At 67.8% G+C, this 19,592-nt stretch carries 19 protein-coding genes and 1 pseudogene; 5 read left to right on the top strand and 15 right to left on the bottom strand.

The annotated features are described in order from the left end of the window. Positions 1-15: 15 nt before the first annotated feature. From ACERLL_RS13910 to rpiB, 10 genes are all read right to left on the bottom strand, one after another. Entirely contained in the window at positions 16-483 is a 468-nt protein-coding gene (locus tag ACERLL_RS13910; protein WP_373656705.1) for a phosphatidylglycerophosphatase A family protein, read from the bottom strand. Continuing rightward, positions 480-1,499: a thiamine-phosphate kinase gene (thiL, locus tag ACERLL_RS13905; RefSeq protein WP_373656704.1), complete on the bottom strand. Its 1,020-nt coding sequence runs from the start codon at positions 1,497-1,499 to the stop codon at positions 480-482. Before thiL ends, ACERLL_RS13910 begins: the two co-directional genes overlap by 4 nt. Beyond that, positions 1,489-1,926, bottom strand: coding sequence for a transcription antitermination factor NusB (nusB, locus tag ACERLL_RS13900; protein WP_373656703.1), 438 nt, complete (start codon positions 1,924-1,926; stop codon positions 1,489-1,491). The genes thiL and nusB overlap by 11 nt, the downstream gene beginning before the upstream one ends. A gap of 196 nt (positions 1,927-2,122) precedes the next feature. Continuing rightward, complete coding sequence (ribH, locus tag ACERLL_RS13895) at positions 2,123-2,590, bottom strand: 6,7-dimethyl-8-ribityllumazine synthase (protein WP_373656702.1); 468 nt, start codon at positions 2,588-2,590, stop codon at positions 2,123-2,125. Beyond that, on the bottom strand, positions 2,577-3,866 hold the full coding sequence (locus tag ACERLL_RS13890; protein ID WP_373656701.1) for a bifunctional 3,4-dihydroxy-2-butanone-4-phosphate synthase/GTP cyclohydrolase II: 1,290 nt from the start codon (positions 3,864-3,866) through the stop codon (positions 2,577-2,579). Before ACERLL_RS13890 ends, ribH begins: the two co-directional genes overlap by 14 nt. 180 nt (positions 3,867-4,046) lie before the next feature. Further along, positions 4,047-4,718 carry a riboflavin synthase gene (locus ACERLL_RS13885; protein ID WP_373656700.1) on the bottom strand — a complete coding sequence of 224 codons (672 nt, stop codon included), beginning with the start codon at positions 4,716-4,718 and terminating at the stop codon, positions 4,047-4,049. A gap of 180 nt (positions 4,719-4,898) precedes the next feature. After that, positions 4,899-6,020 (bottom strand): bifunctional diaminohydroxyphosphoribosylaminopyrimidine deaminase/5-amino-6-(5-phosphoribosylamino)uracil reductase RibD, encoded by a 1,122-nt coding sequence (gene ribD / locus ACERLL_RS13880; protein WP_373656699.1) that lies wholly within the window; start codon positions 6,018-6,020, stop codon positions 4,899-4,901. Between the two features lie 136 nt (positions 6,021-6,156). After that, the gene (gene nrdR, locus ACERLL_RS13875) at positions 6,157-6,615 is read right to left on the bottom strand and encodes a transcriptional regulator NrdR (protein WP_373656698.1); all 459 of its coding nucleotides are present in this window, start codon (positions 6,613-6,615) and stop codon (positions 6,157-6,159) included. A 24-nt stretch (positions 6,616-6,639) separates the two neighbouring features. After that, positions 6,640-7,893 carry a serine hydroxymethyltransferase gene (glyA, locus tag ACERLL_RS13870; protein WP_373656697.1) on the bottom strand — a complete coding sequence of 418 codons (1,254 nt, stop codon included), beginning with the start codon at positions 7,891-7,893 and terminating at the stop codon, positions 6,640-6,642. Positions 7,894-7,982: 89 nt separating this feature from the next. Next, on the bottom strand, positions 7,983-8,420 hold the full coding sequence (rpiB, locus tag ACERLL_RS13865; protein WP_373656696.1) for a ribose 5-phosphate isomerase B: 438 nt from the start codon (positions 8,418-8,420) through the stop codon (positions 7,983-7,985). 108 nt (positions 8,421-8,528) lie between these two features. Here rpiB and ACERLL_RS13860 point away from each other — a divergent pair, with 108 nt between their 5' ends. The 4 genes from ACERLL_RS13860 to ACERLL_RS13845 all read left to right on the top strand — a co-directional run bounded on the left by ACERLL_RS13860 (position 8,529) and on the right by ACERLL_RS13845 (position 14,479). Next, positions 8,529-10,196 (top strand): NFACT family protein, encoded by a 1,668-nt coding sequence (locus ACERLL_RS13860; RefSeq protein WP_373656695.1) that lies wholly within the window; start codon positions 8,529-8,531, stop codon positions 10,194-10,196. Positions 10,197-10,274: 78 nt separating this feature from the next. Then, complete coding sequence (locus ACERLL_RS13855) at positions 10,275-10,859, top strand: Maf family protein (RefSeq protein ID WP_373656694.1); 585 nt, start codon at positions 10,275-10,277, stop codon at positions 10,857-10,859. A 105-nt stretch (positions 10,860-10,964) separates the two neighbouring features. Further along, positions 10,965-12,506 (top strand): methyl-accepting chemotaxis protein, encoded by a 1,542-nt coding sequence (locus tag ACERLL_RS13850; RefSeq protein ID WP_373656693.1) that lies wholly within the window; start codon positions 10,965-10,967, stop codon positions 12,504-12,506. A gap of 104 nt (positions 12,507-12,610) precedes the next feature. Then, on the top strand, positions 12,611-14,479 hold the full coding sequence (locus ACERLL_RS13845) for a methyl-accepting chemotaxis protein (RefSeq protein ID WP_373656692.1): 1,869 nt from the start codon (positions 12,611-12,613) through the stop codon (positions 14,477-14,479). 770 nt (positions 14,480-15,249) lie between these two features. Here the strand turns inward: ACERLL_RS13845 and ACERLL_RS13840 are convergent. After that, positions 15,250-15,990 carry an SDR family oxidoreductase gene (locus ACERLL_RS13840; protein ID WP_373656691.1) on the bottom strand — a complete coding sequence of 247 codons (741 nt, stop codon included), beginning with the start codon at positions 15,988-15,990 and terminating at the stop codon, positions 15,250-15,252. A 117-nt stretch (positions 15,991-16,107) separates the two neighbouring features. On the opposite strand from ACERLL_RS13840, the gene ACERLL_RS13835 reads away from it, so the two are divergent. Next, complete coding sequence (locus ACERLL_RS13835; protein ID WP_373656690.1) at positions 16,108-16,641, top strand: hypothetical protein; 534 nt, start codon at positions 16,108-16,110, stop codon at positions 16,639-16,641. A 143-nt stretch (positions 16,642-16,784) separates the two neighbouring features. Here the strand turns inward: ACERLL_RS13835 and ACERLL_RS13830 are convergent, their stop codons facing one another. The 4 genes and pseudogenes from ACERLL_RS13830 to ACERLL_RS13815 form a co-directional block, all read right to left on the bottom strand. Then, a complete protein-coding gene (locus ACERLL_RS13830; RefSeq protein WP_373656689.1) occupies positions 16,785-17,225 on the bottom strand; it encodes a ProQ/FINO family protein in 441 nt (146 codons plus the stop codon). 168 nt (positions 17,226-17,393) lie between these two features. After that, positions 17,394-18,596: an EAL and HDOD domain-containing protein gene (locus ACERLL_RS13825; protein WP_373656688.1), complete on the bottom strand. Its 1,203-nt coding sequence runs from the start codon at positions 18,594-18,596 to the stop codon at positions 17,394-17,396. A 96-nt stretch (positions 18,597-18,692) separates the two neighbouring features. Further along, positions 18,693-19,301 carry a diguanylate cyclase domain-containing protein gene (locus ACERLL_RS13820; RefSeq protein ID WP_373656742.1) on the bottom strand — a complete coding sequence of 203 codons (609 nt, stop codon included), beginning with the start codon at positions 19,299-19,301 and terminating at the stop codon, positions 18,693-18,695. A 21-nt stretch (positions 19,302-19,322) separates the two neighbouring features. Continuing rightward, positions 19,323-19,589: pseudogene (locus tag ACERLL_RS13815) on the bottom strand (hypothetical protein); the annotation flags it as partial. Positions 19,590-19,592 lie beyond the last annotated feature (3 nt).

The raw sequence follows: 19,592 nt of genomic DNA, 5'->3' as shown, positions 1-19,592 counted from the left end.
CACGCGGGGCGGGCTTCAGTCACCCAGGGTCCAGGGCCACCAGTGGAAGAGGACCTGGAGCGTCGCCAGGGCGTAGAATCCCGCCACCACATCGTCGAGCATGATGCCCAGTCCCCCGGAAATCCGGGCATCCAGCCAGCTTATGGGAAATGGTTTGAGAATATCAAAGGCCCGGAAGACGATAAAGCCGGCCACCACGGGCGCCCACCCCGGTGGTGCGGCGGTCAGGGCGATGAGGATGCCCACCACCTCGTCCCAGACGATTCCCGAGGGATCGCCCACGCCGTATGCCCGCGCGCCCACGCTGCAGATCCAGACGTGGAGGGGCAAAGCGGCCAGCACCACCAGCAGGTACAGGTGCCACGGCAGGGCCGCCGAAAGCACCATGTACAGGGGAATGCCGAGTAGCGTCCCGAAGGTCCCCGGGGCCAGGGGTATCCGGCCCAGTCCCAGGCCCTCCGCGAGCCAGACCACGGGCTTCATGAGCCCGCCGGCCCGGGCTCGGCGAAGTGATCGTAGCCGCCTGCCGCCTCGGGGACCCCGTCCCCGAAGACCGCTCCGGGCCGCTCGGCCGTCACCCGGCCGATGGCGGTGAAGGGCGTATCGTTCTGATACTTCGCCCGATGGATGCCCTCGAAAGCCTCCTCGCCCGCGGTGAAGACCAGCTCGAAGTCCTCGCCGCCGGAGAGCGCCAGGGGAAGCGGATCCCGTCCCGTGGCCCACGCCCATTCCCCCATGGGCGCGGACAGCGGCAGCCGCGCCGCGTCGATCTCGATGCCCACCCCGCTGGCCGCCGCCATGTGGCGCAGGTCGGCGAGCAGGCCATCGCTCACGTCGATGGCCGCGGAGGCCTCGCCGCCGATCCCCATTCCGAAGGAGAGCGGCGGGCGGGGGCGGAGGTGGCGCTCCACCAGCCAATCGTAGGCGGACTGCCAGACCTCCGGGGGCTCCCGGAGCAGCTCCAGGCCAGCGGCGGCATCGCCCAGGGTGCCCGTCACGTAGACGGTGTCACCGGGACGGGCACCGCTTCGCCGCAGGGCTTTTGCAAGAGGCACCCGCCCCAGCAGGGTAAGGGAAAGAGACAGTGCCCCCGGCGTGGCCACAGTGTCCCCGCCCACCAGGACAACCTCCCATTCCTCCAGGGCCGCCTGCAGTCCGTCGGCCAGGCGCTCCGCGCGCTCCCGGGACATGGAGCGCGGCAGGGAAGCGGCGAGCAGGGCGTGCCGAGGCCGGGCGGCCATGGCGGCCAGGTCGGAAACGTTGACCGCCACCGCCTTCCAGCCGAGCGCCTCCGGATCGCTGCCCGGCAGGGCGTGCACGCCCTCCTCCACGGTATCCACCGCGGCGGCCCAGTCCTCGCCGCCGGCGGCGGCGAGGAGGGCCGCGTCGTCGCCGATACCGCCGTGGACCTCCTCGGGCGGCGCGGGGCTGCGGTTGAAGAGCGCGTCTATGAGGGCGAACTCCCCCGCTTGGCCGATGGAGTCCCCCTTATCCGTCATGGGTGGGAGACTCGTCCTCGGCGGCCCGGCGCTCACGGGCGATGCGGTCGAGCACGGCGTTCACGAACCGGTACCCCTGGTCGGTGCCGAAGGACTTGGCCAGCTCCACCGCCTCGTTGATCACCACCCGGTAGGGGACATCGTCCCGCTCCAGGAGCTCGCAGACCCCGGCGCGCAGGATGGCCTGCTCCACGCCCGTGAGCTCGGATAGGCGCCGGGGCATGATGGCCGGCGCGATCAGGCCGTCGATCTCCTCGTGGCGGTCCACGGCCTTGCGCAGCAGGTGCTGGAAATAGCCCCGCTCCGTGCCTTCCAGATATCCGGCATCCAGGAACTCCATCTCCAGCTCCCGGGGATCAAGCGGGTTGTAGTTCCACTGGTACAGGGCCTGAACCAGGGCCTCGCGGGCGCGATGACGTTCATTCATTGGCGGGATTATTCCTGCTGAGCACGGACTCTGTCCAAGAATCTCGGAAACGGGTCGTCGGACGACGGCCCGGCAATAGACGATCCGCGACCACGACGACCGCTCCTGCATTGGCCGCGCGGGCCATTGCGGGAGCGGCCATCCGGGCCGCGACGAGCGGGGCCCGGGCTCCCGGCTCCGGGAGCCCGGGCCTATGTCAGCCTTCGAACTTCCCCAGGACCCGTACCATCTCCATGGCCGCCATGGCGGCGTCGGCACCCTTGTTGCCGGCCTTGGTGCCGGCCCGCTCGATGGCCTGCTCCAGGGTATCGGTGGTAATGATACCGTATCCCACCGGGATTCCGGACTCCATCTGCACCTGGGCGAGCCCCTTGCTCACCTCCGCGGCCACGTAGTCGAAGTGGGGCGTGGATCCGCGGATCACCGCGCCGAGGGCGATCACCGCGTCGAAGCGGCCGCTGGCGGCCATGCGCTGGGCCGCCAGGGGGATCTCGAAGGAGCCGGGCACGCGGACCAGAGTCAGGTCGTCGCCGCTGGCCCCGTTACGGACCAGGATGTCCTCGGCCCCACCCACCATGTGGTCCACCACCAGGCTGTTGAACCGGCTGGCGACCAGGCCGAAGCGGAGACCGCTCGCGTCCAGCTGGCCCTCAATGGTCTTCATTCGCCCCTCCACGATTGGCGCCTTCTTGTTGAATGGTTGCGTCCACGCGCTCCCGCCGGGTATCCACGGGCTCGCCTTCGGGCGGAAGCATGTGGCCGAGCTTGTCGCGCTTGGCGGCCAGGTAGCGTTCGTTGGCGGGATGCGTGGCGCAGATCAGCGGCACCCGCTCCACCACCTCCAGGCCGTAGCCCCGGAGGCCGATGATCTTCTTGGGGTTGTTGGTCATCAGGCGGAGCTTACGCACGCCGAGCTGACGCAGGATCTGCGCGCCTACGCCGTAGTTGCGCAGATCCGCCTGGTAGCCCAGCTCGCTGTTGGCCTCCACGGTATCCCGGCCGTCGTCCTGGAGGTTGTAGGCGCGCAGCTTGTCGATGAGGCCGATGCCCCGGCCCTCCTGGCGCAGGTAGACGATGACGCCCCGGCCCTCCGCGGCGATCTGCTCCATGGCGCCGTGCAGCTGCGACTGGCAGTCGCAGCGGCGGCTGCCGAAGATGTCGCCGGTGAGGCACTCCGAGTGCATGCGCGTGAGCACCGGCTCGCCGTCGTTGATGTCGCCGAGTACCAGCGCCACGTGCTCGCGGTCGTCCACATCGGACTCGAAGGCCACCACGCGGAATTCGCCGAGGTCGGTGGGCAGGCGCGTTTCCACCGCCTTGCGCACCAGCGACTCGGCCTCCATGCGATACTGGACCAGATCGGCGATGGTACCGATCTTGAGGTCGTGCTCCTCGGCGAAGGTCTCCAGGTCCGGCAGACGGGCCATGGTGCCGTCGTCGTTCATGATCTCGCAGATCACGCCCGCCGGCTCCATGCCCGCGAGCCGCGCCAAGTCCACGGAGGCCTCGGTGTGGCCGGTCCGGGTCAGCACGCCGCCCTCAACCGCCCGCAGCGGAAAGACGTGGCCCGGCTGCACCAGGTCCTCGGGGCCGGCATCCTCGCGGATGGCCGTCTGGATGGTGTGGGCCCGGTCCGCGGCGGAGATGCCCGTGGTCACCCCTTCCGCTGCCTCGATGGAGACGGTGAAGTTGGTGGCGTGCTTGGCATCGCGGTTGCGCACCATGAGGGGAAGCTCGAGCTGATCGGTCTGGTCCGGGGTCAGGGCCAGACAGATCAGGCCGCGGCCGTACTTGGCCATGAAATTGATCTGCTCGGCGGTGGCGTGCTCGGCGGCGAGGACGAGATCCCCCTCGTTCTCGCGGTCCTCGTCGTCCATGAGAATCACCTGCTTGCCGGCGCGCAGATCTTCTAGCAGTTCTGGAATGGAGCTGATGGCCATGGTCTCGTTGCTGCCAGCCGGGTGGGTGCCCGAATCTTCGGGCGGGATTGGTTTCCAGACCGCGGGCTCGTGCCCGGAGTCTCTCCAGCGTCGGGATTGGCGTCCCGCGAACTGTCCGCGACCGGACGCGCACGCTACGGGTAAGACATTGCGGACCCGCCGAGGTTCGGAGCCGCCGCCTCAGCCGCCCTCCCCCAGCCCGGGGAAGCCCGCCCGCGCGAGGGAATCCGCGTCCAGCCCACCCCCTTCGGGTCCCGCTTCGCCGCCCCGGAGGAGCCGCTCCAGGTAGCGGGCGATGATATCCACTTCCATGTTGAGCCGGTCACCGGGCCGACGGTCGCCCAGCGTGGTGTGGGCCAGGGTGTGCGGCACCAGATTGACGTCGAACCGGCTCCCGGAAACCCCGTTCACGGTCAGGCTCACGCCGTCCAGGCAGATGGAGCCCTTCTCCGCCACGTACCGGGTCAGGGCCCCGGGCACCTCCAGGACAAAACGCTCGCTGCGCGCCTCCGGCCGGCGCTCGCCGAGCACGGCCAGACCGTCCACGTGCCCCGAGACCAGATGCCCGCCCAGACGGGTGGTGGGGAGCAGGGCCTTCTCCAGGTTCACCCGCGCGCCCACCGCCAGGTCCGCGAAAGCGGTGCGCTCCCAGGTCTCCACCGAGACGTCCGCGGCGAAGCCGCCCTCCTCCAGGGCCACAACGGTGAGGCAGGGTCCGGAAACGGCGATACTGTCGCCCAGGGCCACGTCGCTCAGGTCCAGCTCCCCGGTGCGGACCCACACCCGCCAATCGCCGGCCGCGGGCTGGATGGACTGGACGGTGCCGACTGCCTGGACGATGCCTGTGAACACGGTCGCAACCTTCGTTCGGCCCTGGCCGTCGGGCCACGGCAGGATCGGGCGGGCTCTTGCCAAGGGGCGGAGACCGCTCAGCGGCGCCCCTTGCCCATATTCTGCTTCCAAAGGATACCGTCCGGCTTGCTCCGGGAAAACCCACTTCCGGGCCCGTTTGCGCCGCATACCCCCTCGGAGTTAACCCCCTTGGCGGGGGACCGCCACGAGCTTCAGATCGGGGCCTAGGCTCCGCCGCTCCAGCACCCGGAGCCCCACCCGCTCGGCCATGGAGCCGATGGGCGGGCCGTCGAACATGCCCCGGCCGCCCACACCGATAATGCTGGGCGCCTGATAGGCGACCAGGCGGTCCACCCAGCCGCCGCGCAGCAGGGCACCGGCCAGGGTGGCGCCGCATTCCACCAGCACGGAGCTGACCTCGCGGCGGCCCAGCTCGCGGAAGACCCCGTCCAGAGTCGGAACGCCCTCGCCGTCCGGATCCAGGCCCAGCACCTCGGCACCGGCGTCCTCCAGGGCCTGCCTGCGTCCATCCGGCGCGTTCCGGGCTCCCACCACCAGAGCCCGTCCCGGGCCGGCGATCACCTTGGCCCCCGGCGGGGTTCGCAGCCGGCTGTCCAGGACCACCCGCCAGGGGTGGGCACCGCCCTCCGGGAGGCGGGCGGTAAGGGAGGGATCATCGGCGAGCACGGTGCCGCTGCCGGTGAGGATGGCCGCATGGGCGTGGCGCAGCCGGTGCACGTCCGCACGGGCCGCCTCGGAGGTGATCCACTGACTCTCCCCGGAGCCGGTGGCCGTGTGGCCGTCCAGGCTGGTGGCCAGCTTCAGGGTGACCCAGGGAATTCCTGTCCGGATGCGCTTGAAAAAGCCCGCGTTCACGCCCTCCGCCTCCGCCTCCAGCAGCCCGCTCTCGGTGGCGATGCCCGCCGCATCCAGGCGGGCTAGGCCACGGCCCTGGACGCGCTCGTAGGGGTCCTCCAGGGCGGCGACCACCCGCGCCACCCCGGCTTCCAACAGCCGGTCGGCACAGGGCGGGGTCCGACCGTAGTGGCTGCAGGGCTCCAGGGTCACGTAGGCCGTGGCCCCGCGGGCGGCCTCACCGGCGCGCTCCAGGGCCGAGGCCTCGGCGTGCGGCCCGCCCACCCGGGGATGGTAGCCCTCGCCCACCACCCGCCCGTCGCGCACGAGCACGCAGCCCACCATGGGATTGGGATCCGTCCAACCCACGCCCCTGCGGGCCAGGGCCAGGGCACGGCGCATATGGCGGGTGTCGGAAGGGTCGGCGAGACTCGGGGAATCAGCCATGGGTGCGGTCCGCGGCGGGGAGGAAGGAAGCGGCTAAGAGCCGGCCGGGAAACGGCGAGCCCCTGCCGGTCCGGAAAGCGCCGGAAGCCCTTCCTCCCGTCCGGTCCGGCCCGCCCAGGGGACCGGCGGGCACGGGTCAGTCCTCACCCTTGTTGAGCCGGTCCAGCTCCGCCCGGAAGGCATTCACATCCTCGAAACGGCGATAGACGGAGGCGAAGCGCACGAAAGCCACCTCATCCACCTCGCGCAGGGCCTCCATGAGCCATTCTCCGATGCGGCGGGAGGGCAGCTCCTTCTCGCCCGACTGCATGAGACGCTGCTTGATGTCGTGGACCACCCCTTCCACGGTCTCCGAGGACACCGGGCGCTTCTCCAGGGCGCGCATGAGGCCGGCGCGGAGCTTCTCCTCGTTGAAGGGCTCGCGCCGTCCGTCCCCCTTCACCACCTGGGGCATCCGCATCTCGGCCCGCTCGAAGGTGGTGAAGCGCGCTCCGCACGCCTGGCAGGCGCGGCGGCGTCGTACCGCCGCGCCCCCCTCGGCCAGCCTGCTGTCCTGGACCCGGGTTTCCTCGTTACTGCAGAAAGGGCAGCGCAAGAGGTGCCTTTTTTCCGTGGCCGGCTAGAAGTCGTAGATGGGGAACTGGCGGTTGAGCTCCAGGACCTGCTCCTTCACCGAGCTGATGGTCTCCTCGGATTCCGGATTGTCCAGGACGTCGGCGATCCAGCCGGCCACCTTCTCCGCCTCGGCGTCCTTGAAGCCGCGGGCGGTGATGGCCGCGGTGCCGATGCGCACGCCGCTGGTGACGAAGGGCGATTCCTTGTCGAAGGGCACGCCGTTCTTGTTGGTGGTGATGTTGGCCTTGCCGAGGGCCGCCTCGGCGTCCTTTCCGGTAATGCCCTTGTCGGAAAGATTCACCAGGAACAAGTGGTTGTCGGTGCCGCCGGAGACGATCTTGTAGCCGCGCTTGGCCAGGGTCTCGGCCATGACCTGCGCGGAGCGCACCACCTGCTTCTGGTCGGACTGGAAGGGCTCCTCCATGGCCTCCTTGAAGGCCACCGCCTTGCCGGCGATCACGTGCATGAGCGGGCCGCCCTGGATGCCGGGGAAGATGTTGGAGTTCACCTTCTTGGCCAGATCCGGGTCGTTGGTGAGGATCAGGCCGCCCCGGGGGCCGCGCAGGGTCTTGTGGGTGGTGGAGGTGGTGAAGTGGGCGTGCGGCACCGGATTGGGGTGCAGGCCCGCCGCCACCAGCCCGGCGATGTGCGCCATGTCCACCAGCAGCCAGGCACCCACCTCGTCGGCGATCTCGCGGAACCTGGCAAAATCGATGGTGCGCGAATAGGCGCTGGCGCCGGCGATGATCAGCTTGGGCCGGTGCTCCTGGGCCTGGGCACGGACGTGGTCGTAGTCGATCTGCTCGTTCTGCTCGTCCACGCCGTAGGCCACCACGTTGAACAGCTTGCCGGAGAGGTTCACCGGGGCGCCGTGGGTCAGGTGCCCGCCGTGGGCCAGGTTCATGCCCAGGATGGTGTCGCCCGGGGACAGCACCGAGAAGAACACCGCCTGGTTGGCCTGGGAGCCGGAGTGCGGCTGAACATTGGCATAGTCGGCGCCGAACAGCTTCTTGGCCCGGTCGATGGCCAGCTGCTCCACCACATCCACGTACTCGCAGCCACCGTAATAGCGCCGGCCGGGATAGCCTTCGGCGTACTTGTTGGTGAGCTTGGAGCCCTGGGCCTCCATCACCCGCGGCGAGGTGGAGTTCTCGGACGCGATCAGCTCGATATGCTCTTCCTGACGGCTCCCCTCGTTCAGGATCGCCTCGTTCAGTTCGGGATCGTAGCTGGCAATGGAGTCCGATTTCGAGTACATGGGTCCTCTCTTCTGCTGCTGGTGGCGCTGATTGGTTGCCCGCCTCCGACCCACGCCGGGAAGGCCGATTGCGGCGGGGGAACGGCCGGCTAGCCGTCGATGGACTCGATCTTGTCCACGCGGTTCTGGTGGCGCCCGCCCTCGAACTCGGCGCTCATCCAGGCATCGAAGATGCTCGCGGCCAAGCCGGGGCCGATCACGCGGCCGCCCAGAACCAGCACGTTGGCATCGTTGTGCTGCCGCGACATGCGGGCCTCGAATTCGTTGTGGCAGACCGCGGCACGAATACCCTTGTGGCGGTTGGCGGCCATGCTGATCCCCAGGCCGGTGCCGCAAACCAGGACGGCGCGGTCGGCCTCGCCGTTGCGCAGCTTCTCCGCGGCCATCACGGCATAATCGGGGTAATCCACGCTAGCGGCCTCGTGGGTTCCCAGATCCACCACTTCATAGCCGCGCTCGCGTACGTGCTCCAGGACCATCTGGCGCAGCTCGAGACCGCCATGGTCGGATGCCATTACAATGCGCATGCCCGCCTCCAGAAAAATGCAATGCCGAAGGTACGCTTCGGCTGGTAATTGGGCAACTGATAAACTAGTTAAATTACGAAATCCTTCCCCCGAGTGCAAGTACCGACTATGGATGTTATCCAGCTACACGCCGCAGCGGCAAGCCTGGCGCCGCGGTTCACGGGCCGCGCCGTGCGCGCCGTGACCGGCCCCGAGCAGGCCCCCGAATTGCGCTTCGGCGCCGCCCCTGTGCTGCGCGTTTCCCTGACCGGCCAATTCCGGGGCCTGTTCCCCCTGAGCGAGAGCCAGGAAGAGCCGGAAGGCGGCTTTCCGAGCTACCTCCATCAGCGGCTGACCGGCTTCCACCTGGAGGCCATCGAGCACCCCTGGCCCGACCGGGTCCTGGTCCTGCGCTTCGCCCGCAAGCGGCTCACCGGGAAATACGACCGCCGCGGGCTGGTGGCCGAATTCCTGGGCAAGCGCTGCAACGCCGCCCTGCTCACCAGCGATGACCGGGTGGACCGCCCGCTGCACCGGCCCGACCTCACGGATCCCGATGCCCGCTTCCTGCCCGGCATGACCTACCAGCCGCCCCCGGCCCCGCCGGGGGCGGAAGCGGCCCGCTGGAGCCTGCTGGAGGGCGCGCCCCCGGCGGATCTGGATCTTTCCGGCAGCGGCAAGGAGCTGGCCCAACGGCTGGTTCCGGTGCCACCCCGGCTGGCGCAGGCCCTTGACGAGCTCCCCGCCGAGGGTCGGACGGCGCTCCTGGCCACCGCTGCCTCCGCCCTGACCGAGCCCTCGGAGCAGTGGTACCTCCACGAAGACGACGGCAAGCGCTTCCTCTACCCCTTTCCGCTCCCCAACTGGGCAACCCCCCGGCTCGCGGGCCCTTTGGAGGAGGCCTGGCCGGAGTACATCGAGGCCACCATCCGGCACGCCCGGGAGGAGCGGACCCGCCAGCGCCTCGAAAGTCGCCTGCGCGGTCACCGCAAGCGGCTGGAGGATCGGCTGGAAAAGGTCCTGGCGGACCAGTCCCGGCACGCCCATCCGGAGGAGTACCGCCGCTACGGTCAGGCCCTGATCAGCCTGGGCGGGGGCGTGGCCCGCGAGGAGAACGTCACGGCCACGGACTACCTGTCCAACCCGCCGGACACCATCCAGGTCCCCGTGCAGCCCGGACGCTCCTACCAGGAAGACGCCGAGCGCTACTTCAACAAGGCCCGCAAGGCGGAGCGGGGGCAGGAGCTGGCGGCCCGCCGCCGCTTCGAAACGGAGAGCGACCTCGCCGAAGTGGCGCGTCTGGAGGAGGACCTGGAAGACGCCGACCCGGAGACCCTGGAGGCCATCACCGACCGGCTGGATCGGCTCGAAGCGCTGCCCGCGGAGGAGCGCCACGGCACCCGCAAGCGCTCCCCCGAGGGACCGGAGCCGCCGCGGGAAGTCCAGTACGGGGAGCACACCATCCTGGTGGGCGCCACCCGGGCCACCAACGACTGGCTCACCTTCCGCCGGGCGCGCCCCTGGGATATCTGGCTCCATGTCCAGGGCTTGCCCGGCGCCCACGTGCTGATCCCCCGGGACCGCAAGGACCCGCTGCCCGGAGACGAGGTGCTGGCGTACGCGGCGCGCCTCGCGGTCACCCACAGCCCCAAGGCGGACCGCAAGGCGGAGGTGGACTGGACGGAGGTGAAGTACGTCCGCCGTCATCCCAACGGCAAGCCCGGACAGGCCCTCTACACCAACTACCAGACCATCATGGCCGAGGCCCTCGACGAGGAATCCGAGGACCTCTCCTAACGGCAGGGCCGGTGTGCCCGAACCGCACCGGGATCGCGCCCCGTTCCGAGCCGGCCCCGAGCAAACGAAAGGAAGCCCATGGATACGCCCCCGCTGATCCTCGCCTCCACCTCCCCCTACCGTGCCGCTCAGCTCCGGCAGCTGGAGCTGGAATTCCAGGCCATCCCCCCGGGGACCGACGAGACGCCACTGCCCGATGAGGCCCCGGAAGCCATGGTGGCCCGCCTCGCCGAGGAGAAGGCGGCGGGCGTGGCCAGACAGCACCCCGAGGCGGTGGTGATCGGCTCCGACCAGTGCGCCGCGCACCAGGGCCGGGCCCTCGGCAAGCCCGGCGACGTGGAAACCGCCTGCACCCAGCTCCGGTCGGTCTCCGGCCGGACCGTCACCTTCCAGACGGCCATCTGCGTACGCTGCGAGAACGCCGGGTTCCTGCGGACCGAGGTTTTTCCCTTCAAGACCGTGTTCCGGGAGCTCTCCGACGAGCAGATCCGGCGTTACGTGGAGCGCGACCGGCCCCTGGACTGCGCCGGCAGCATCCGTGCCGAGAGCCTCGGGCTGGCTCTGCTGGTACGCACCGAGGGCGACGATCCCAGCACGGTCACCGGCCTGCCCCTCATCCACACCGTGCGCATGCTGGAGGCGGCCGGACTGTCCGTCCTGTAACCCGGGCAGCCGTGACGCATTGTCCGCACTCGGGTATCCTCGCCCCGATTTTCCATAAATTTTCTACGGGATTCGGGGTCCACGGCGAATCCTCCGGGGAGGACCATGCGACTTCTCAGCGCCTTGCGCGGCAGTCTGGGCGCCCGGCTCACCGCCCTGATCTGGGCCGCACTGATCGTGGCCTGGACCGGCATGGTGGCCTGGGTTTTCTTCGAACAGCGCGAGCTGGCCACCAACCAGGCACGGGACTTCTCCCGCACCCTCCATGAGACCACCATGGCCGGCCTGACCACCCTCATGATCACCGGCCAGATGAACAATCGCGGCAGCTTCCTGGATCAGATCCGGGAGCAGGGCAGCGTGCACGACCTTCGGGTGATCCGCGGTGCCAAGGTGGCGGCGCTCTACGGCGCCGGTCGCGAGGAGGAGCAGGCCCGCAGCTCCCTGGAACGGCGGGCGCTGGATTCCGGCGAGCCCGTGTTCCGGGTGAACGCGGAAAAAGGGCTGCTTCGCTCCGTGATCCCCACCAAGGCCCGGCGCAATTACCTGGGCAAGAACTGCTTGCAGTGCCATACCAACGTCGAGGAGGGGGCGGTGCTCGGCGCGGTGAGCATGAAGATCCCCCTCGAGGACAGCTTCTCCGCCGCCCGCTCCTTTACCGTCAAGCTGTTCTTCATCGCCGTGCTCCTCAGCATGCCGCTGCTGGGCGCGGTCTTCCTCTTCATTCGCCGATCCGTCACCCGACCACTGGAGGGAATGACCGGGGTCCTGACCGAGATCGCCTCCGGGCGCGGCGACCTCACCCGGCGCCTGGCCGACCGCCAGGGTGACGAGACCGGACGCCTCGCCCAGGCCTTTAACCGCCTGCTGGAGAAGCTCCAAGAGCAGATGCGGGACAGCCGCGAGCAGTCCAACCAGCTTGCCGCCGCCAGCGAAGAGCTCACCGCCTCCGCCGAGGGTCTTCAGGAAAGCGCCCAGGACCAGGTGGGGCGGGTGGACAACGCCAACGATTCCATCCGCCAGGTCAACGAGGTGGTCCAGGACGTCGCCAACAACATCACCGAGGTCTCCGAGGCCGCCGGGCAGGTGAACCAGGAAAGCCAGACGGGGAACCGCGCCGCCGAAAAGGCCAGCCGCCAGATGGAGGAGCTCCGCGAGACCACCGAGGACGTCAACCAGATCACCGGGACCATCCAGAGCATCGCCAAGAAGACCGATCTGCTGGCCCTCAACGCCGCCATCGAGGCCGCCAACGCCGGCGAGGCGGGACAGGGCTTCGCCGTGGTGGCCGACGAGGTGCGCAAGCTCGCCGAGCAGACCTCCTCGGCCACCGGCGAGATCGGCGGCATCCTGGAGAAATTCCGCGCCCAGGTGGACGAAAACGCCGCCACCATGGAAGAGCTGAACCAGGCCATGGAGACCATCCGCTCCCATGCGGAGCGAACGGACCAGATGGCCAATCAGATCGCCGCGGCCGCGGAGGAGCTGGCGGCGACAATGAGCGAGACCACCGACAACCTGGGAGAGATCCACGGCGCCGCGTCGTCGGTCACCGATTCCGTGGAGCAGATCCGGCAGGCCGCCGGACAGGTGGACACATTGGCCCGCCAGTTGGCCGATCTTGCGCAGCAGTTCCGCCTGGAATGAGCCCGGCAGGCCATTAGGCGAGGTTTTTGCATCCCTGGCGACTGTCCGGAATTCGTTACTCCTCCGGACATACCTCGATATGCCTGCTACAGGGGAGCACCTCCATGCGTCTGATGCACAGTGTCCGCGGCAAGCTGCTGGTCTTCCTGCTTCCGGTCATCGTCCTCGGCGGACTGATGAATGCCGCCTTCGTGTTCTGGAGCACGACGGGCGCCATCGAGCAGCGGAGCCTGGATTCCCTGCGCACCTTCGAGCGGATGGTGGAGGCCTCCTACGAATCCCAGGCAAACAGCCTTTCCATGTCCATGGACCTGCTGCTGGAGAACCGGGAGATCGTCCGGGCCTTTGCCGAACGGGACCGGCGGCGCCTGGCCGATCTGACCCTGCCGCTCTACGAGCAACGTCTTCACGACGAATACGGCATCCAGCAGTTCCACTTCCATACCCCGGACGGCCACAGCTTCTTCCGGGCCCACAAGCCCGGCAAGCACGGCGACGACCTCTCCGGGTTCCGTAAAACCGTGGTTACGGCCAACCAGGACGGCAAGCGGGTGCGGGGCCTGGAGGTGGGCCGGGCCGGGCTCGGTCTGCGGCTGGTGGCGCCGGTGACCTATCAGGGCGAGCAGGTGGGCACGGTGGAGCTCGGCTCCAGCGCCCACGCCATCCTCGAGACTGCCGCCGAACAGACCGGCACGGCCTTCGCCGCGGGAATCTTCGAGAAGGTGTTCCGCGCCGCGGGACGCTTTGAGGCAGGCAACTCCGACCTCAAGCGCGGCAATCTGGTGTACTACGACTATTCCGCTCCGGAGGTCCGCGAGGTCCTTGGCCAATCCCCCTTAGAGGCCGGCGGTAAATGGGTGGACGTGGGGAACCGAACCTTCGTGACCGCCACCATGCCCCTCACGGACTATTCCGGCGAAACCGTGGGCCGGATCCGCATGTTCAAGGATGTCACCACCGCCTGGAACGGGGTCGTAAGGGATGTCTCGGTTCAGATGGTGGGGCTCGCCGGAGCCGTGGTGGCCGTGCTTCTGCTCCTGTCCATGGCCACCGGGCGCCTGGTGACGCAGCCCCTGCAGCGCATGGCCAGCGGCCTCCATGACATCGCCACGGGCGACGGCGACCTGACCAGACGCCTGGACGAATCCAGCAGGGACGAGATCGGCCGCGCCAGCGCCGCCTTCAACGAGCTCATGGACAAGCTCCAGGATCGGATGCGCAACAGCCGCGAGCAGTCCAACCAGCTGGCCGCGGCCAGCGAGGAGCTTAACGCCTCCGCCGAGGGCCTCCAGGAGAACGCCCGCTCCCAGATGGACCAGGTGGAGCAGGTGAACAGCTCCTCCCAGGAAGTGAACAAGGTGGTCCAGGACGTGGCCAGCAACGTCTCCGAGGTCTCGGAGTCCGCGGGCAAGGTGAACCGGGAATCCAACAGCGGCCGGGAGGCCGCCGAGCAGGCCAGTCGGCAGATGGAGGAGCTCCGCGAGACCACGGAAAGCGTCAACCAGATCACCGAGACCATCCAGAGCATTGCCAAGAAGACCGATCTGCTGGCGCTGAACGCCGCCATCGAGGCCGCCAACGCCGGCGAGGCGGGACAGGGCTTCGCCGTGGTGGCCGACGAGGTGCGCAAGCTCGCCGAGCAGACCTCCTCGGCCACCGGCGAGATCGGCGGCATCCTGGAGAAATTCCGCAGTCAGGTGGACAGCAACACCACCACCATGGACCAGCTCCGCCAGGCCATGGAGACCATCAGCACCCAGGCGGAGGCCACCGACTCCATGGCCAACCAGATCGCCTCAGCCGCGGAGGAGCTGGCAGCCACCATGGCCGAGAACACCGAGAACCTGGGACAGATCCAGGACGCGGTGGCCAGCGTCACCAGCGCCACCGAGCAGATCCGCCAAGCGGCGGGACAGGTGGACCATATGGCCAGCCAGGTTGCCGAGGAAGTGGCGCAGTTCAAGCTGGACTAGGCTGCGCCCCGTACCGCTTATCAGGCTACGGCCCGGTTCCGCCGGGCCGTTTTTTTTACGCTCCCTCCCGGAGCCACACAGCCCGCTTCGCGGCAGCCGGCCGCCTCCGGAAAGGGGCTGTCAATATTGACATCCGCGCCCATCCGTCAACATCCGGCGCTGTCGTGGCCCCGCGCGGGGCGAAAAATCCCTATTGGTCGTAAACTTACACGCAGTACCTTGTTATTTCGTATTTTTCCTTTCTGCCCAAGGAATGAGCCGGGCTCCCGATTCGCCCACGACTCGGGGGCCCGAACGAACGCTCAAAACCTTTTCCACTGGTTTTTCCACAAGCTCTGTGGGGAAACCGTCCGGATCCTTCCAGAAAAATTTTCCCCTTGACTGCAGCGGGCTCGAAGGCTGTACACCGCACGGTCCTTGAGAAGGTTCCGACCGGAGCCGAAGGTCACTCCAGCCTTCTCATGGACAGTTCGTGGACAGCGGACATTGCTGTCAATATTGACATTTGTTCACAAGCCTTAACACCTGCCAGCTCGAAGGGGCCCCGATCCCGGCTGAACCCCCGGGGCGCCCGAAAATAAACCTACTATTTTGTTTATAAAGGATTTTTTGTGTTGCACAAATATTAACCATATCCGCCGGAAGCCCGGCGCCGCAAGGCTTCAGACGAGCTATCAAAGCGTTTTCCCCAAACTTCTCCACAGCCCCTGTGGGAAACTATTCTCCCGGATTCGGAAAAAACTTTTCCCTTGACGGAGGGGGATAGCCCCTCAATCGGCCTCTCCCTCCATCAGCTCCCGAACGGTGACCACGCCCCCCGCCCGTTCCGCCGCATGGTGGACTATGAGCTTCCGAACCGCCCGCGCGGTGCGCTCCGGCTCCGCGGCATAGAGGTCCTCGGTTCCGGAGCCGTAAATGGCCTCCACGGTCTCCGTGCGCGTTACCGGCGGCGAAAGCGATACGCACAGGATGCCGTCCTTGCGCAGCTCGGCATCGGCCCCCTGGGTCAGGCGGTCCAGACCCGCCTTGGAGACCCCGTAGGCCACGTTCAGGAATCCGGTTCGCACGGCGGCCCCGGAAGTCATGTTCACTACCACCCCGCCGCCGGCGCGGATCAGGTGCGGCGCCGCCGCCCGCAGGCACAGGAAGGCTCCGGTGAGGTTGGTATCCAGGACCTCGGACCACTGGTCCGGGGAGATATCCAGGAGCCCCCGCTCCCCTGCGAAGACGGCGGCGCCGTTCACCAGCCCGTCGATATGGCCCTCCGCCTCGGCCACGCGCTCCATCAAGGCCTTGACCCCCTCGGCGTCGCGGACATCCGCGGGCTCGGCACGGGCCCGGCCTCCGGCCGCTTCCACGGCCGCCACCGTGGCCGCCACACCCGATTCCCCGTGGGCGGTTCGTGCCACCGCTACCACCCGGGCGCCCGCCCGGGCCAGCTCCAGCGCCGTGGCCCGGCCGATCCCCCGCCCGGCGCCCGTCACGATGATCACCGCGTCCTGCAATTCCATACTGCCCTCCGGCCTCGCCTTTCCCCCCACCCTAAGCCCGCCGCGGGGCCCACGCCATGGTAGGCACGTGCTGTTATCCTGATCCCTTCCATGCGGCGTACGAACAGGAGGGGAGTCATGGGCACCGCCCCGAATCCGCCCGACGTGATCGCCCGGCGGCTGTGCGACGACGGCATCTATCCGAACAACCCCGCCCTGCCGCTGCTGGTGTACCGCAGTGCCTTCGCCGCCGGCGATCCCGACGGTATCGAGCGCGTTTTCGCCACCAACGGCTGGCCGCCCGCCTGGCGGTTCGGCGTGTTCGGCTACCACCACTACCACGGCACGGCCCACGAAGTGCTCGGCTGCTTCACTGGCTCCGCGCGGATCCAGTTCGGCGGTCCGGAGGGACCGGCCCTCGAAGCGGAGGCTGGCGACGTGGTGATCCTGCCCGCCGGCACCGCCCACAAATGCCTGGAGGCCCGCGACGGCTTCCGCTGTGTGGGCGCCTATCCGACGGGGCAGGATCCGGACATGAATACCGGCCGCCCCGGCGAGCACGAGGCCGCTCTGGAGCGCATCGCCGGCGTGCCCGTTCCTGCGGCGGATCCGGCCTACGGGGAGGGAGGGCCCATGCGGTCGCAGTGGATGATGGAGGGAGGACGCAGCTGACGACTCTTACTGGGAAGTCTGGAAGAGACCGGGAATCGCGAAGGGCACGAAGACAAGCGAAACAAAACCAAGCACAGCGACTTTACGGCGGGAACCCCGGGGATCATGCCCTGGGCTATGGGGGCCTTGGGGGCATGCCGGAGCTACTTCAGCCATTTGGGCACTATGGGCTCGTCCGATGGGGACTCCTCCGAGGTGGCGGCATCCAGGGCGGAGCGCCAATTCTCCACCCGGGGGCACTGAAGGAGGGATATGGCTAGGTGCTCCACGGTATCCGGCATTAGGAGCTGACCACTCAGGACCTCCGCCGTTTCGTCCTGGACCCCAGCCCCAAACCGGGCGGCCACCTGCTTCAGAAGCACCATACGCACGCCGGCGACAAAGTCCTCTTGCTGCTGTTGGCTGGGATCCCCCTCGGTCAGGCCATACAGTGCGGCCAGGGCATGGCCCCGTTCCGGTTCGGTTATTTCCCCCACGGGAAGCCCATACAGGTTATGGCGCTTGCCGCCCTGCGCCACAGCGCGAAGGTAACGCGGATCGGAAACATGGCGGCGCAGGGCGGCGATTTTTCGCCAGGACGGCACTGGCCGCCAGCTGATGGCTCAGCTCGCGCTCCACGCGCCGCTGCAGAGGAAGGTAGCCGGACACCGCGGAGTAGCGTTCGTGCAGCTCCTGGAGCAATCGCGTGGTCTGGTGGCTATTGTGCTCCTTGCCCATCACACCCCTAATCCTGGTAGTTTCCGGGGCTGCCCTTACACCAGGGCTTCCCGTAATTCCTCCACCCAGGCCACCGCCTCGCGGTAAGATGCGCCGACTTCCTCGGAATCGAGCGGGAGAGCATCCTTTACCTCCCATTCCCCCCGCTCGAAACGCAAGACCACACCCAAAACCTCCCCGAGGGGGCCATCCCGGCGAAGCAGGGCCGCTGAAAGATCCTCGCTGATGGGCAAAGAGGCCACCACCTCGGCCATGGGCCGATCCACCAGGGCATCAAGGGAGGAGAACAGCCCAGCGGTGAAATACCCATCCCGCGGCCGGTTGCCCATATTCTGGCCGAGTGCTGCAGCCATCCGGGCTCGCACCAGCGAAGTAATCATGAGCTCCTGGGGCTTGTCCTCCACCCTGGCCATGGCGAGCCAAGTCACCCAGGTGCGGACCGGGTTGAGCCCCAGGTAGGCTACGGCCCGGGCAACGGAGTCCACTTCCCGATGGATCGGAAAATAGGAGGAGTTGATGAGCCGCAGTAGGCGATAACTGAGGGAAACGTCTTGCTCCACGAGCCCTATGAGCTCTTCCAGGGTGAGCGCCGGGTCATGCAGGCGCCCCAGAAGATTCACCAATTGAAGGCTGCTCCCTGACAGGGGCCGGCAGCTCACTTCCCGGGGATGGGCGAAGAAGAACCCCTGGAAGAGATCGAAGCCCAGATACCGGCAGAAGGTGAATTCCGCGTGGGTTTCCACCTTCTCCGCCACCAGTCGGGCGCCATACTGCCGCAGGCTGGATGCCACCTCGGCCAGCTGTTCCCATCCATGGGCTTGCACGTCCACCTTCACCAGATCCGCCATTTCCAGCAGTTTCCGATTCTCGGGCTGGAGCACGAAATCGTCCAGCGCAATGGTGTGGCCCTGTCGGGCAAGCTCCTGCACGGAAGCCAGCAATGAAGGGTCCACTACCACATCCTCCAGGACCTCCAGCACCATGCGTTCGGGAACCAGCGGGAGGCTGGGCAGGTCGAGGAGGAACTCCTGGGTCAGATTCACGTAGACCGGATGGCCGCCCACCAGGCGTTCCAGCTCTTCCCCCGTCAGCAGGCTCACCAGCACCTCGGAAGTGGCCCGGTTGCCCCATTCCTCGGGCGACCCGTCCTGCCCGGGGCCGCGATACAGGAGCTCATAACCGGACAGCTGAAGCTCTTGGTCGAAAATGGGCTGGCGTGCCACGAGCAGTCCCGCCATGGTCTTCTCCTCCTCTTCCGCGGCCTTCCGCCTTCTGAGCAGGTTCCGCGCCTTATTGCGCCCTTCCACCGCGGCAAACAAGGGCCCCACTGTAGGTCAGTACGGGTCACCCAGGAGCTCGGTGGCTGTCCCGTCCCAGAACATATACGTATTGCCTCCCTGGGCCTTGGCCCGGTACAAGGCGCGATCGGCGCACTCGAGCACCTTCTCGACGCCGACGCCATCCCATGGACACAGGGCAATGCCCACGCTGCCGCTTAACGAAACCCGGCGCCCCTGCACGGGGATCTCGCGAAGCACCGTCTCCAGGAGCACGGTAGCAATCCGGATTGCGGCGGTCCGGGACCGCTTGGTATCGAGCTCGAAGATTCCCACAAACTCGTCTCCGCCCATGCGCCCCACCGTGTCCTCCTCCCGAAAGGAATGGAGAAGGCGCTCCGCCACCGCCTGCAGGACCCGGTCTCCCGTCGCGTGCCCATAGGTATCATTGATCGGCTTGAACCCGTCCAGGTCCAGGAACATTACCGCCACCACGCCCTCCTGGCGCCGGGCCTGGGTACAGCTCCGGCTCAATCGGTCCTCCACCAGTTGCCGATTAGGCAGCCCGGTAAGGCCGTCCCGATAGGCGTAGTACTCGCTCTCCCGCCATTGCAGCTCCAGTGCCCGCTCCCTTTCCTTCAAGGTCGTGACGTCAATCCAGGTCAATATGCGCCCCTGACTTAGCGGCCGTCCTTGGACCTGAACCCACCGCCCGTCCCCGAGGAGGAAACAGCCCTCCGTGTCTCCCCTGCCGATATCGGAACCGGTACGGGATTCGGACAGCAACGCCCCCAAGGGGGGAGTACTGGCTACGTAATCCCCGGCCTTTACCGCCTGTGCAAATAAATCGTGGAGGGCTATCCCGGTCAGGATTTCTCCCCTACCCGCCAGCCCGGGATGGAGCTCCAGGAATTGGTGGTTGTACCACTGGAGCCTGCCCTGCTTGTCGATCACAAC

The organism is Thiohalorhabdus sp. Cl-TMA (genome assembly GCF_041821045.1).
GTDB classification, from domain to species: Bacteria; Pseudomonadota; Gammaproteobacteria; order Thiohalorhabdales; family Thiohalorhabdaceae; genus Thiohalorhabdus; species Thiohalorhabdus methylotropha.
Note: the sequence above shows the minus strand (reverse complement) of the source record. Positions and strands in the feature narration are given on the sequence as shown.